General features: G+C 66.8%; 13 protein-coding genes. 12 read left to right on the top strand and 1 reads right to left on the bottom strand.

Annotated features, from left to right (window positions below; translation table 11 throughout):
• On the bottom strand, positions 1 to 288 hold a 288-nt coding region (locus VFL28_17060; GenBank protein ID HET7266379.1), incomplete at its 3' end, for a deaminase.
• A gap of 279 nt (positions 289 to 567) precedes the next feature.
• Between VFL28_17060 and VFL28_17055 the strand changes: the two genes are divergently transcribed.
• From VFL28_17055 to ppk1, 12 genes are all read left to right on the top strand, one after another.
• Positions 568 to 1,200 carry an NAD(P)H-binding protein gene (locus tag VFL28_17055; GenBank protein HET7266378.1) on the top strand — a complete coding sequence of 211 codons (633 nt, stop codon included), beginning with the start codon at positions 568 to 570 and terminating at the stop codon, positions 1,198 to 1,200.
• Positions 1,197 to 1,637 carry a hypothetical protein gene (locus VFL28_17050; GenBank protein ID HET7266377.1) on the top strand — a complete coding sequence of 147 codons (441 nt, stop codon included), beginning with the start codon at positions 1,197 to 1,199 and terminating at the stop codon, positions 1,635 to 1,637. Before VFL28_17055 ends, VFL28_17050 begins: the two co-directional genes overlap by 4 nt.
• A 343-nt stretch (positions 1,638 to 1,980) precedes the next feature.
• Positions 1,981 to 2,772, top strand: a complete 792-nt coding sequence (locus VFL28_17045) for an MOSC domain-containing protein (protein HET7266376.1) — start codon at positions 1,981 to 1,983, stop codon at positions 2,770 to 2,772.
• A gap of 124 nt (positions 2,773 to 2,896) precedes the next feature.
• Complete coding sequence (locus tag VFL28_17040) at positions 2,897 to 3,373, top strand: cupin domain-containing protein (protein ID HET7266375.1); 477 nt, start codon at positions 2,897 to 2,899, stop codon at positions 3,371 to 3,373.
• A gap of 86 nt (positions 3,374 to 3,459) precedes the next feature.
• Positions 3,460 to 3,747: a hypothetical protein gene (locus VFL28_17035; GenBank protein ID HET7266374.1), complete on the top strand. Its 288-nt coding sequence runs from the start codon at positions 3,460 to 3,462 to the stop codon at positions 3,745 to 3,747.
• A 147-nt stretch (positions 3,748 to 3,894) separates the two neighbouring features.
• The gene (locus VFL28_17030; GenBank protein ID HET7266373.1) at positions 3,895 to 4,359 is read left to right on the top strand and encodes a cupin domain-containing protein; all 465 of its coding nucleotides are present in this window, start codon (positions 3,895 to 3,897) and stop codon (positions 4,357 to 4,359) included.
• Between the two features lie 84 nt (positions 4,360 to 4,443).
• On the top strand, positions 4,444 to 4,929 hold the full coding sequence (locus tag VFL28_17025; GenBank protein HET7266372.1) for a MarR family transcriptional regulator: 486 nt from the start codon (positions 4,444 to 4,446) through the stop codon (positions 4,927 to 4,929).
• A 55-nt stretch (positions 4,930 to 4,984) separates the two neighbouring features.
• Complete coding sequence (locus tag VFL28_17020) at positions 4,985 to 5,593, top strand: hypothetical protein (protein ID HET7266371.1); 609 nt, start codon at positions 4,985 to 4,987, stop codon at positions 5,591 to 5,593.
• A gap of 210 nt (positions 5,594 to 5,803) precedes the next feature.
• Entirely contained in the window at positions 5,804 to 6,748 is a 945-nt protein-coding gene (speB, locus tag VFL28_17015) for an agmatinase (GenBank protein HET7266370.1), read from the top strand.
• Positions 6,745 to 8,877, top strand: coding sequence for a hydantoinase/oxoprolinase family protein (locus VFL28_17010; protein ID HET7266369.1), 2,133 nt, complete (start codon positions 6,745 to 6,747; stop codon positions 8,875 to 8,877). The genes speB and VFL28_17010 overlap by 4 nt, the downstream gene beginning before the upstream one ends.
• Positions 8,877 to 11,525, top strand: a complete 2,649-nt coding sequence (locus tag VFL28_17005; protein HET7266368.1) for a hydantoinase B/oxoprolinase family protein — start codon at positions 8,877 to 8,879, stop codon at positions 11,523 to 11,525. Before VFL28_17010 ends, VFL28_17005 begins: the two co-directional genes overlap by 1 nt.
• Positions 11,506 to 13,581 (top strand): polyphosphate kinase 1, encoded by a 2,076-nt coding sequence (gene ppk1, locus VFL28_17000; protein HET7266367.1) that lies wholly within the window; start codon positions 11,506 to 11,508, stop codon positions 13,579 to 13,581. The genes VFL28_17005 and ppk1 overlap by 20 nt, the downstream gene beginning before the upstream one ends.
• The last annotated feature ends 96 nt before the right edge of the window (positions 13,582 to 13,677 follow it).

Genomic DNA, 13,677 nt, shown 5'->3' with positions numbered 1-13,677 from the left:
GAGCTCCGCGTTCCAATCGACTCGGTCAAGGGTGCCGGACACGACGTACTTTCTTGTTCTGTCGATCGTCTGGGCGAAGGGGACCATCCAATCAGGCCCCGCTCCCGTCCGCACGAACGGCCGCCAAAATGCTTCCATCATCTCGTAGGTCACCCGGCCAAAGAGCATGGCGTCGGCGCGTTCCAGATTGTCGACGGCATGGCGATGTAACTCCTCGTCCGCGATCATCACCCGGTGATCGCAGCAGCCGTCGAGTGTGACGTTGATCGAGTATCGGAGCGGTTTCATAGGCAGGTTGCTCCTCCTTGCTTTCTTGATTGAATCCTGTTCTGGTCTAGTTTGTCCCGCTAGGCGCGCGAAAGCACTGGTGCGAGACAAGATGAGGCTCATTGAAACGATATGAGACCGAAAGTTGCGCATGACGCCAAATGCGGTATCATGGCCCACAAGTCGCACCGACTCTTCGACAAGACGAAGACTGGGGTCCTTGACATGGATGCTGAGCGCGTTAGGATGCGCTAGGAAGATCCCCGACCATGCTGAAATCGCCCGCGAGGCAACCTGGAGATGACGATGATTATTTTCGTTATGGGGGCGACAGGTAGGACCGGTCGCGCGCTAGTTCAACAGGGGCTGGCGCGCGGGCATGTCATTACCGCGTTCGGTCGGTCAGCTTTGAATGCCCCGGGCAACAAATCACTGCGTGCTTTGATTGGGAATCCGCTCGCGGCCGACAGTCTTACCGCTGCGCTCCGCGGTCAAGAAGCCGTACTCTCTGTCCTAGGCTCACGCGGGATTGGAACGACGATCGTACGATCCTCTGGCGCGCGCGCAACGATAGAAGCGATGCGACGCACCGGGGTTCGTCGTCTGATCATTATCTCTTCGGCGCTCGTCGACGCCGGGGGTGGCTGGCTCTCAGTTTTTCTGGCGCGCACATTGGCGCGCCATATCGCCCGCGACCAACGTGATATGGAGGAGTTGGTTTCACAGAGCGGTCTTGACTGGACGGTGGTGCGACCCGCCCTGCTCGACAATAGCCCGTTAACCGGCCGGTATGCTGCGTCGCCTGTCGGGAGCGATGAGCCAGCGTCTTATAGTCGAATGGGCCGCGCCGATGTCGCATGCATGATGCTTGATAGCTTAGAACGTGGAACTTACGTGAAACAAGTTGTCCGGCTCGGCAGAGTGCGCGCGTGACTCTGTTTCTGGCATTTTTGGTTCTGGCGATTTACGATGCAGGATGCATGACTGTACTGCAGCTGCAACACTACAGCATCTATTCGTCGGTCGGCAAGGAAAACTTCCGCGGCTATATGCGGGCGAACAATCGTGCGGCGGCACTCCCGACTATCCTGCCAGCGGTGTTGCTCCTTATGACTTCGATCTTCCTTATGGTACGCCGCCCGGGATTTGTTAGACCATACGAAGCGATGACAATAGTCGCATTGAATCTGGCCGCGCTCATATCCACGTTTCTGTGGCAGCGCCCCATTCAGGCCCAGATGGCCGAAACGGGTTACGACGGGGCGGGTGTTCAGCGTCTGGTCGCGACGAACTGGATTCGTACCATCGCTCACTGGCTGATTGCGGCGCTCGGCCTGATCATCCTTAGACGAGTTGTCCCGGGGAGCTGATGCGCTTTACTGAGGTCCAGCCCGGAGACATAGGTGACAGATCGTACCTAACACATAGGTAACACTTTGGGCCCGAGCGGATTGTCGAGCGGTTCCAGCACACGCGTCTTCAGGTCGAAGTAGTCCAAGTCATACTCCATAGAGCTGACGAGCCAGATGTCATCGTGCACGTCTTTAATGCCGACGGCTTGTCCCGCGAAGATCCGGCTGACATTACTCTGCCCTTGCCTAGACAGATCTCTTTCAGACCTTAGGTTAAACTGTGGGGTGTTTAGCCCCCGTGAGGGCGCGGGACACGCTTCATGCACGCGTTCAGCGTTTAGGAAGTACTCCGGAGGGCTCTGTGAGTATCGTAGGTAACGTCGAGAGCCTGTGGCGGTACCCCGTCAAGAGCATGCGTGGCGAACAAATGGACGAGGCGTTTGTCGGCTTCGCGGGCATCTTCGGCGACCGCCTCTTTGCGTTCCGCGGAGAAGCCAGGCCCAAGGCTTTTCCGTACCTGACGGGACGGGAACAGGCGACGATGCTGCTCTACCGGCCGCGCTTCCGTCATCCTGAAAAGGCGATGAAACCCCCGAACTGGGCCGAGGCCGAAAATGCGGGGCCCGGCCTGAATCCGGTTCCTGCGGATGCAGCTGATCTAGCCGTCGAAGTCGAGACACCCTCGGGCGCCGTGCTTGCCGTTGATGACCCGGCGCTTCCGCGGGAACTGAGTGAGCGGCTCGCCAGGCCCGAAGGGCTCAGGTTGCTGCGTTCCGACAAGTCGATGACCGATTGTCGCCCCGTTTCGTTGTTCTCGGTCCAAACCGCGCGCCAACTCGGAGACGAGCTCGGTGCTGAGATGGAAAAGCGGCGATTCCGGGCCAACATCTTCACGGACCTCGCGCCCGCCGCCGGATTTGCGGAAAACGAGTTCGTTGGTCGGACGCTCCGCATCGGCCGCAGGGTTGTGCTCTCGATCCTCGAACGCGACGCGCGTTGTGCCATGATAACGATTGATCCCGATACCGCGGAGCGAACCCCGGCGATCCTCCGCCACGTCGTCAAGACTCACAACCGTGAGGCGGGCGTGTACGGCGCAGTGCTCGTCGAAGGGGTGGTGCGGGTGGGGGACAAGATCGAAGCGATCGACTGAGAACCTGTCCAAGAGCATTGCCCCAAGGGCCCCGGGACGCAAATGGTGTATTGACATTTTAGTAAACTCAGTTTATAGTCGTTTGTAGTAAACATCGTTTACTAAAAAAGGGGGACCACCACCTGTGACCCAGCAGACTATCGGGCTCCGCGTCAATCCTTCCGACGAGACCATCCGTCTCGGGCCGCTCGCAGTGCGCTTCCTGCTCACCGGAGAGGACTCGCACGGCAGCGTCGCGGTATTTGAACTCTTCGTCCCGGGCGCACAGCGCCTGGCGGCCCCAGCGCACAGCCACGATCGTTACGAAGAGACGATCTACGGCGTCGACGGGGTCTTGACCTGGACCGTCGACGGACGGCCCGTCGACGTTGGGCCGGGGCAGGCGCTGTGCATTCCGCGCGGCGCCGTTCACCGGTTCGATAACAATGGCAGCCAGGACGTGCGAGCGCTCTGCGTGATCACGCCGGCCGTCCTTGGTCCGCAGTATTTCCGCGAGTCTGCGGAGGCGGTTAACGCGGCGGCCGGCGGCCCGCCGGACCGGGCGAAGATGTCGGAAATCATGCGCCGCCACGGCCTGACGCCGGCCGGCGTTCGACCGTAGCCCCCAGGCCCGTATCGAATCGACGGTTCTCAGTGTTCGTCGGCGGAATGAGCGACCATGGTTTATGAAGAAGGGAGGGAACAAAGATGGCGGTGACAATCGACGTGCGCATGCCCGGCGAGGCCGCCCAGTTGTACGAGCCGCTCAACCGGGAGCTGGGTGTGCACCAGGGCCGACTGCCTGAAGGCCTGATTCATCACTTCGCAACGCGCACCAAAGATAGTTTCAATATCTTCGAGGTGTGGGAATCGCGGGAAGCGTTCGATCGCTTCGCCGACGAGCACCTGCTGCCCGCTCTGAAGAAACTCGCCGGCGCGCAGGCTTCGCAAGTCCAGCCGATGTTCGGTGCGCTCCACAACGAGCTTCACCGTTGATCGCAATCGAGGACGGCATAAGTACGGGTTCCCAATCGAGGCGCGAGGCTCTGCCGTCCCGTTGAGGACAGCTCACGGCTGAGCCCCGTACACCCGGAATGGCCGATCCCTCGAGGCTGTCATCGGAATGTGGGAATGAGGAGGCACATGATGAAGGCCGTTGTGGTGGGTCCCGGCGAGGGACGATTTATTGCGGTCGGGTCCACCGGCGCGGGCGTGACGGTCAAAGCGTCGGAAGCACAGACCGGCGGCCTGTGCAGCGTCTGGGAAGGCCGAGTCGAGCCGGGGACGGTGGGCGCGGGGCCGCACTACCATCGCGGGCGCGACGAGTTCTTCTATGTCCTTCAAGGTGAGGTGGTGCTGCGCATCGGCGACGAGAGCCACGCTGCCGGAGCGGGCACATTTGCCTTTGTCCCTCGCGAAACGATCCACGGCTTTCATAACGCGAGTACTGACAGCGCGATCCTCCTGGTCATGCATCATCCCGCGGGCTTCGAGCGCTATCTCGAAGAACTGCAGCAACTGGCTGCTCGGCACGCCGGCAGAGAGGAATGGGCGGAGCTTGCTGCTCGCTTCGACATGATCCCGGTGCCGACGCCTACAGAGACCTAGGGAGATCCGGACCGTATCCGGAAGCAGGTCATGCTGTGTCACACAGCACGGCTTGCATGCCCCTCGGCTAGGGCAAGGACAAAAATGGCGCGTAAGACGATCCGTGACCATACATCGAGCCTAACAAGTTCACCGGTTGAAACGAAGGATATGCTCATCGGTGCGTTGCTGCGCGTTCCGGCTCAGGCGATCCAGCGCCGTATCATCAAGGGGCTGAACGAGGCCGGCTTTGAGGAGCTACACGTGCCGCACATGGCGGTGCTGCAATATCCGGGGCCGGATGGCGTTCGCCCCGGCATTCTCGCCGAACGCGCGGGCATGAGCAAGCAGGCCATGAACCAGCTCCTCCGGAGTCTCGAACGTCTCGGCTATATCGTCCGGTCCGACGCACCCGACGAGGGGCGCGCACGAATTATCCACTTCACCAAACGCGGCCGCGCCGCATACTCAAGAATTTCCGACATACTCCGCGACATCGAGCGCGAATGGAGCGCTGAACTGGGGACACAGCGCTTCTCTCGGCTCAAAGCACTGCTATTCCGTATATGGGAGAGCCCGTTGACCCGCTAGCATGCGGGACGCCGGAACGGTCGCCAGCCTGGTTTTCGCGACGGAGGTAAGGCAGGTGGGTAAGCTTGCGTTTTTCGACATCCCGGGAATAGTACCGGCGCTTGCCACGCTAACCGGCATCGTCATAGGGTTCCTGCTCAATTGGGTGCGCGATGCGCGCGCTGAACACGGTCGGACGGCCGCCCTCCGGAGGCGATTCGCAGCGGCACTGCTTGCCGAGATCACAATTCTCCGTGATCGATACGACGAAATGGTCGTAGCGCGGCTCGAGAAGTGGACAGAAAACGAACGCTTGGAGTTAGGAGAGCCCATTCAGGTCGCGAACTTCTTTACCGTATATGACGGCAATACGGACAAATTGGGCCTTTTCGAGAGCCAAGACGCGAGAGCGGTTATCCGCGCATATCTCATCGCGAAGGCTCACGCGGAATCGCTGAATGTGATACGGCACACCCTCCACACCCTGCTCGGACAACTAACGACTTTTGAGGCGACCGCCGCGGACAGTGCGCTTGTCCGGATAACAAACGAGGCGATTCCGAGGTTGAGGAAGGAGTCCGTGGCGCTCTTAGAAGCTTACGACGAGGCCGGCGCCGCGTTGAGGAAGTACGTTTCGGGAGGATCAGGCGACGCTCAGGGTCGGGGGCGTCAGGCCGGTTCCTAGCATAGGAAGGTAATGAAGTCCGCGAAAACCCTGCGGCCGCGGGACGGCGCTTCAGCGTGAACGCGTTCGCTGCGGCGGGTTGAGAGATCCCGCTACGCGGGCCCGGCCTTTGGAACTCGTGGTCCAGAGTGCCATAATTGAGTCCTCGAGAGGTAACGTTGTGGTGCCCGCTTGCCGTACGCATACTCCGCACCGAGGGGGACGCCGCCCATGACGGTTCCAAAGCCCGTCGACAGCATGGTCTACCCGCGGCACGGCAACATCGCCACGTTCATGCGCCTGGCGCACGTGCCCGATCCCCGGGAGCTCGACGTGGCGTACGTCGGCGTGCCGTTCGACACGAGCGCGGGCTACAAAGTCGGCGCGCGCCTTGGGCCGCGGGCGATCCGGGCCGCCTCGAGCGCCGTCCGCCTGCACCACCCCGTGCACGACGTCACCGTGCACGAGCGGATTCGGATCGCCGACTACGGGGACGTTGCGACGACGCCGTTCGAGATCGAAAAGACCTACGACTCGATTACGCGCGAGTTCGACGCGATCTACGCGGCGGGCTGCCGCACGATCGCCGTGGGCGGCGACCACGGCATCACGTACCCGATCTTGCGCGCGGTGGCGAAGCACACCGGGCCGGTCGGGATCGTGCAGATCGATTCCCACACCGACACCCACGACACGCAGTTCGGGTACCGCCTCACGCACGCGACGCCGTTCCGCCGCGCCCACGAGGACGGGCTGCTGGTGCCCGCCCGGGTGATGCAGATCGGCATCCGCGGCAGCCTGTTCTATCCCGACGATCTCGCGTGGTCGCGCCGGCACTACCATCTGGTGACGGCCGACGAGGTCCACCGCCGCGGGGTCGACGCGGTCGTAGAACAGATGCGCGCCGTAGTTGGCGACGCGCCGGTCTATTTTTCGTTCGACATCGACGGCCTCGACCCGATGTGCGCCCCCGGCACCGGCGTGCCGGAGATCGGCGGTCTCACGACGTGGCAGGCGATGCAGATCATCCGCGGGTTCGCCGGGCTCCGGCTCGTCGGCGCCGATCTCGTCGAGGTCTCCCCGGCCTGCGACACCAACGACGTGACTTCGATCGTGGCGGCGCAGCTGCTGTTCGAGATCTCGGCCGTCTTCGCCGCGAACGCCGCGCCGCGATGACCGCGGGTGAGTCGGGCGGGGCGCGCCTGCGGATCGGTGTCGACATCGGCGGGACGTTTACGGACCTGATCCTGCTCGACGACGCAGGCGGCGTCTTTCAGATCGGCAAGGTCCTCACGACGACCGCGGATCCCGCGGACGGGGTGATCGACGGCGTCCGCGGACTGCTCGAGGCGGCCGGCGTGCCCGCCGCCGCCGTGGCGCAGCTCGTCCACGGCACCACGCTGCTGACGAACGCGCTCATTGAGCGGAAGGGCGCCCGGACGGCGCTCATCACCACGCGGGGCTTCCGGGACGCGCTCGAGATCGCCCGCGAGCACCGCTACGACATGTACGATCTGTTCATCGAGCGTCCGGCGCCGCTCGTGCCGCGGTACCTCCGCTACGAACTGCGCGAGCGCGTGCTCGAGGACGGTACCGTCGAGGAGGCGCTCGACCTCGAGGAGGCGCGTCGGCTCGTCGAGACGCTGCGCCGCGACGAGGTCCAGGCGGTCGCGGTCTGCTTCCTCCACAGCTACCGCGCCCCGGCGCACGAGCGCGCGGTCGGAGACCTCATCAGGACGGGCGCGCCGCGGCTGGCCTGCGCGCTGTCGCACGAGGTCGTGCCGGAGATCCGCGAGTACGAGCGGACCAGCACGACCGTCGCCAACGTCTACATCCAGGATCTCGCCGCCCGGTACCTCGCGCGCCTCGAAGAGCGCCTCCGGGCGATGGACGTCCGCGCGCCGCTGTTCGTCATGCAGTCCACCGGCGGGATCTGTTCGGTCGAGACCGCCTCCCGCCTTCCGATCAGAGTGGTGGAGTCGGGGCCGGCGGCGGGCGCGCTTGGCGCGGCGTACTTCGGGAAGCTGGCGGGACGCCCCGACCTCCTGTCGTTCGATATGGGCGGTACCACGGCCAAGGCCTGCCTCGTCGAAGGCGGCGAGCCGCTCACCGCCCCGGAGTTCGAAGTCGCGCGGGTCTACCGGTTCAAACGCGGCAGCGGGCTGCCCATCAAGGTGCCGGCGATCGAGATGATCGAGATCGGGGCCGGCGGCGGCAGCCTCGCCCGCGTGAACCGCCTCGGCCTTCTCACCGTCGGGCCGGACAGCGCGGGCGCGGATCCGGGTCCGGCGTGCTACGGGCGCGGCGGCAGGGAGCCGACCGTGACCGACGCGGACTTGGTGCTCGGCTACCTCGACCCGGAATTTTTCCTCGGAGGCCGCCTGCGCCTCGACCGCGAGGCTGCGCGGCGGACGATTGAGGAGCGCGTCGCCGGGCCCCTCGGGCTCGACACCGTGCAGGCCGCCTGGGGCATTCACCAGGTCGTCAACGAGAACATGGCGTCGGCCGTGCGCGTGCACGCCGTCGAGCGCGGCAAGGACATCCGGCGGTTCCCGCTCTTCGCGTTCGGCGGGGCCGGCCCGGTGCACGCCCACCGCGTGGCGCGCATCCTCCGCTGCGCGACGATCGTCTGTCCGCTCGGCGCGGGCGTGGCGTCGGCGATGGGCTTTCTCGTCGCGCCGCTCGTCTTCGACTTCGTCCGCACGGTCCGCGGCGGGCTCGAGGCGATGGACTGGGCCGCGGCCGCGGCCGCGGTCGGCGAAATGGAAGAAGAAGGCCGCCGCCTGCTCTCGGCTACGGTGCGCGGGGACGAGATCGGGTTCCGGCGCTGGGCGGACATGCGGTACCGGGGACAGGGCTACGAGGTGCGGGTGCCGCTCCCGGACGCGCCGCTCGAGCCGGGCGGCGCGGCGGCGCTCCGCGACGCCTTCGAGCGTGCCTACGCCGCGATCTACGGACACACCGCGCCCGGCGTGCCGGTGGACGTCGTGGGCTGGCGCGTCGCGGCGTACGGTCCGAAGCCGGTTCTGCCGTCCTACGGGGCGGGCGCGCCGACGGCCGGCCGTTCGCCCGGCGGGTCGGGGGCACTCAAGACGCGGCGCGCGATCTACCTTCCCGAACACCGGGGCTTTGCAGACGCGCCGGTCTACGACCGCTACCGCCTCGTGCCCGGCGATGAATTCGCCGGACCGGCCGTCGTCGAGGAGCGCGAGTCCACGGTCGTCGTGGGACCGGACGCGCGGGTCCGGATGGACGGCTGGCTCAATCTCGTGATCGAGGACGCCGGGCGGCCGGCGGCGTCGTGATGGACCCGATTCTGCTCGAGGTGCTCTGGAACCGCCTGATCGGCGTGGTCAACGAGCAGGCGGCCGCGCTGATGCGGACCTCGTTCACCTCGGTGGTGCGGGAGGCGGGCGACATTTCCGCGGGCGTCTTCGACCGGCGGGGCCGCATGATCGCGCAGGCCGTGACCGGAACGCCGGGCCACATCAACTCGATGGCGACGAGCATGCACCACTTTCTCGCCGCGTTTCCGTTGGAGACGCTCGGACCGGGCGACGTGCTGGTGACGAACGATCCATGGAAGACCGCGTCCCAGCTCAACGACATCACGGTGATGACCCCGGTCTTTCGGGGCGACCGGCTCATCGCGTTCTTCGGCAACACCTGCCACGCGCTCGACATCGGCGGCCGCGGACTCTCCGCGGACGCGGGCGAGGTGTTCGAGGAAGGCATCCAGATCCCGGTCATGAAGCTGTTCGAGCGCGGCCGGCCGAACGCGCCGCTGCTCGAGCTCGTGCGCGCGAACGTCCGCACGCCGGACGAGGTCGTCGGCGACATCCACGCGCAGGTGGTCGGCAACGAGATCGGCGGACAGCAGCTGCTGACGTTTCTCGCGGAGTTCGACCTGCCGGACATCGAGCGGCTCGCCGACGTGATCGTGGAGCGATCGGAAGCCGCGATGCGCGAACGGATCGCCGCGCTCCCGGGCGGCGCGTACACGTACGAGCTCGCCTGCGACGGCTTCGACGAGCCGGTCCGGATCGTGGCGACCGTGACCGTCCGCGGCGGCGACCTCGGCATCGACTACACCGGCTCGTCCGCGCAGGTGCGGCAGGGCATCAACGTCGCGCTGAACTATACGCACGCGTACACCACGTACGCGGTGAAGTGCGCGATTTCGCCGGACGTTCCCAACAACGAGGGCAGCTTCCGTCCGGTCACCGTCACGGCCCCCGAGGGCTCCATCCTCAACGCGCGCTTTCCCGCGGCGGTGGCCGGCCGGCACCTCGTCGGGCACTTCCTGCCGAGTGCGATCTTCGGCGCACTCGCGCAGGTGCTGCCGGACCGCGTGAAGGCGCCGGGCTTCGACGGACTCTGGGACACGCAGATCTTCGGGCACGATCCGCGCCGCGGCGCGCCGTTTACGTACGTGTGGTTCTCGGCCGGCGGCACAGGTGCGCTCGCCGGCCGGGACGGCCTCTCCGCGACGGCGTTCCCGAGCGGCATCGCCGGCACGCCGGTCGAGGTGATCGAGTCGCTCTCGCCGGTCGTCATTCGCCGGCGGGAACTGCGCCAGGACTCGGGCGGCCCCGGACGCTTTCGCGGGGGCCTCGGGCAGGTGCTCGAGATCGCCGTCCGCACCGACCGGCCGTACCTTTTTTCAGGGCTCTACGAACGGATCGCGTCGCCGGCGCCCGGGTTGCTGGGGGGCGGCGCCGGACGCCCGGGCGCCGTGGACACGAACAACCCGGCGGTCGAGGTCCGGCCGAAGACGCGGACGCTCCTGCCGGCGGGCACTGAAGTCACGCTGAGCCTGCCCGGCGGAGGCGGCTACGGGCCCGCTTCGGAGCGGGATCCGGCTCTCGTACTGGAGGACGTGCGCAATGGCTACGTTTCGGCCGGGCGCGCGCGCATCGACTACGGCGTCGCGGTCGATCTCGGCCGGGGGGCCGCGGTGCGGCCGCACAGCGTGCGCCGCGGGCGGGCGGCGGTGATCGACGTGGGGAGCAATACGATCCACGTGCTGGTCGCGGATGTCGGCGGCGTCGATGGCGTGGATGCCGGCGAGTCCGCCGGCAGGCGACTCTCGCCGGTTTTCGACGACAGCATCCGCGCCCGCCTGGGCTTGTGGGTGGCGGAAGCGGGACCGCTCGGCCCGGAGCGGATCGAAACCGTGGCCTCGATCGTCCGCGGGTTCGCCGCGGAGGCGCGCCTTCTGGGCGTCGATGACATCATCGTGCTTGGTACCCACGCCGTCCGGGCCGCGCGCGACCGCGGTCCGCTGCTCGACGCGATCGGGCGCGCGGCGGGCGTCGCGGCGCGCGTGCTGACAACGGCGGAAGAAGCGGAGATGTGCCTCGCCGGCGCGGGGCTGGGGCCGCTGCCCCAGCCGCCGTTCTTGTTCGCCGACATCGGCGGGGGCAGCTCCGATCTGGCCGCGGTCGCGCCTGCCGGGATCGCCGCTACCGCGTCGCTGCCGATCGGCTCGGGCGTGCTGGCGGAGCGGGATCTGACGGGCGATCCACCGTCCGGGCCGCAGGTCGAGCGGGCGGCGACGATGCTGCGCGGTATGCTTGGTGAGGTCACGGCGCTGGGTCCGGCCGAGTTTCGAGAGATCGTCGTCACCGGCGGCGCGGCACGGCGGCTCCGGCGGCACTACGGCGACCGGCGGGCGGCCCTTACGGCGCGAGAGCTGCACGATACCGTGGGACGGTTGCTGGGCACTCCGTCCGGCCGCTGGACGCGGTCGGTCACCCCGGAGCGGGCCGCGCTGGTCCGCGCGGGCGGGATGATTCTACAGGAGATCATGACCCGCTGGCGCGTCTCGCTGTGGCGCGTCAGCAAGTTCGGCCTGCGTGAAGGCGCCCTCGTGCGATGGGCGTGCGGCTCACGGGCCGGTGTCGCGGAGACTTTCGGGACGGAGGGGGCCGGTGGACATCGAGACGCGTGAGGGCCGGCCGGTCGCGGCCGAGGCCCAGCGCTACTTCTCCCGCGAACTGTCGTTGCTGCGGTTTCATGAGCGCGTGCTCGAGCAGACGCGGCGCGGCAGCCACCCGCTCTTGGAGCGCGTCAAGTTCCTGGCCATCTCCGACTCGAACCTCGACGAGTTCCTCTCCATCCACTACGCGCTGCTGCTGGACCGGGTCGAGGCGGGGGACACCTCGCTCACCGCGGACGGCTTCACGCAGACCGAGCAGACGCACCGGGTGCGCGAAGCGATGGCGCGGTTCATGCGGGAGCAGCGCCGGATCTTTCACGACGAGCTCGTGCCCGATCTGGCCGAGGCCGGCGTCCATTTCCGCGCCTACCGCGATCTCGCCCCGGCCAAGCAGCGCGGGCTGCGCGGGTGGTTCTTGAGCGAGGTGTTTCCGGTCTGCACGCCGCTCGCCGTGGACCCGGCCCATCCGTTTCCCTTCATTTCGAACTTCAGTCTCAACCTCGGCGTCGTGCTGTGGGATCCGCAGAGCGACGTGTCCTTTGCGCGGATCAAGGTGCCGGCCGTCCTGCCGCGTCTCGTGCGGATCGACGACGGGACGGCCGATGGGCGCGAGGCCGAGTTTGTGTGGCTCGAAGACGTAATCGGCAACAACCTGGACGCCTTCTTCCACGGTGTCGACGTGCGGGACGTCTTCCGCTTCCGGCTGTTGCGCGACGCGGAAATCGAAGTGCCCGAGCGGCAGGCGACGGATCTCCGCGTCGCCGTGCAGGCGGTCGTGCGCCGCCGGCGATTCGGCGAGGCCGTGTGCCTGCAGCTCGAGCGGGAGATGCCGCCGGGCGTCGCGCCGGATCTCGTGCGGCGGCTCGACGTGTACCCCGAGGACGTGTACGTCGCGGGCCCCCCGCTGGGGCTGCGCGACCTCGAGCAGCTCGCGAACCTCGACCGTCCGGACCTCAAGGACCCCGTGCTGCTGCCGCGGCTGCCCGCCGCCGTCGGGGGCGGTGAGCCGCTCTTCGAAGCGATCCGCCGCAGCGACATTCTGCTGCAGCATCCCTACGAGTCGTTCGCCGCGGTGCTGGGCTTTCTCACGCAGGCCGCCGCGGACCCCGACGTCCTGACGATCAAGCAGACGCTGTACCGCGTAGGGCGGACCTCCCCGCTGCTGCAGTCCCTGCTCGAAGCGGTCGACCGCGGCAAGCAGGTCGCGGTGGTGCTCGAGCTGACGGCGCGGGGGGACGAGGAGAGCAACATCGACTGGGCGCAGACGCTGGAACGGGCCGGCGCGCACGTCAGCTACGGCGAGATCGGGCTCAAGACCCACGCCAAGCTGTCGCTCGTGGTGCGGCGCGAGGCGGACGGCCTCCGGCGCTACGTCCACGTCGGGACCGGTAACTACAGCGCGACGCCCTACGCGGACCTGAGTCTCTTCACCTGCGATCCGGCGATCGGCGCCGACGCCACGACGGTGTTCAATATCCTGACCGGACACAGCCGGCGCGACATCTACGCGCGGATGCTGGTCGCTCCGGCCGGGATGCGGCAGGGCCTTCTGGAGCGCATCGGCCGGGAGATCGAGGCGCACCGCGCGGGCGGCGGCGGGCACCTCATCTTCAAGGCCAACGCGCTCGTCGACCGGGTGATGATCGACGCGCTCTACGAGGCCTCGCGCGCCGGTGTGCGGATCGACCTGCTCATCCGCGGCATGTGCTGCCTGCGCCCGGGCGTGCCGGGCCTCAGCGAGACGATCCGCGTGCGGAGCATTGTGGGGCGGTTTCTCGAACACAGCCGGGTGTACTATTTCCGGAACGGCGGTCGGGAAGAAACGCTGATCGGCAGCGCCGACCTGATGGAGCGCAACCTCGACCGCCGCGTGGAACTTCTCGTCCCGGTGGCGGACGCCGGCCTGGCGAGAGCCTTGAAGCTCCGCCTGCTCGATCTCCAGCTCGCCGACAACGTGCGCGCGATGGAGCTGCGGTCGGACGGCGCGTACCGCCGCGTCCCGAGCGATGGCCGCGGCGTGGACGCGCAGCTCGCCTGGACGGCGCCGGGGACGACCTTCATGGCGTAGAGTGGGGCGTGGGTCAAGCAACCCCCACGACATCTCCATTTGGTCTTCACACAACATTCGAACTTCGCGGGTATCTTGAAAGCCGCAGGTCAATTT

It is taken from the genome of bacterium (assembly GCA_035691305.1).
Lineage (GTDB): Bacteria > Sysuimicrobiota > Sysuimicrobiia > Sysuimicrobiales > Segetimicrobiaceae > DASSJF01.
Note: the sequence above shows the minus strand (reverse complement) of the source record. Positions and strands in the feature narration are given on the sequence as shown.

Bases quoted from the DNA above. Each gene is read 5' to 3' on its own strand.
- VFL28_17055 (HET7266378.1), top strand. From the start codon at position 568: ATGACGATGATTATTTTCGTTATGGGGGCGACAGGTAGGACCGGTCGC.
- VFL28_17035 (HET7266374.1), top strand. From the start codon at position 3,460: ATGGCGGTGACAATCGACGTGCGCATGCCCGGCGAGGCCGCCCAGTTG.
- VFL28_17030 (HET7266373.1), top strand. From the start codon at position 3,895: ATGATGAAGGCCGTTGTGGTGGGTCCCGGCGAGGGACGATTTATTGCG.
- VFL28_17025 (HET7266372.1), top strand. From the start codon at position 4,444: ATGGCGCGTAAGACGATCCGTGACCATACATCGAGCCTAACAAGTTCA.
- speB (HET7266370.1), top strand. From the start codon at position 5,804: ATGACGGTTCCAAAGCCCGTCGACAGCATGGTCTACCCGCGGCACGGC.
- VFL28_17010 (HET7266369.1), top strand. From the start codon at position 6,745: ATGACCGCGGGTGAGTCGGGCGGGGCGCGCCTGCGGATCGGTGTCGAC.
- VFL28_17005 (HET7266368.1), top strand. From the start codon at position 8,877: ATGGACCCGATTCTGCTCGAGGTGCTCTGGAACCGCCTGATCGGCGTG.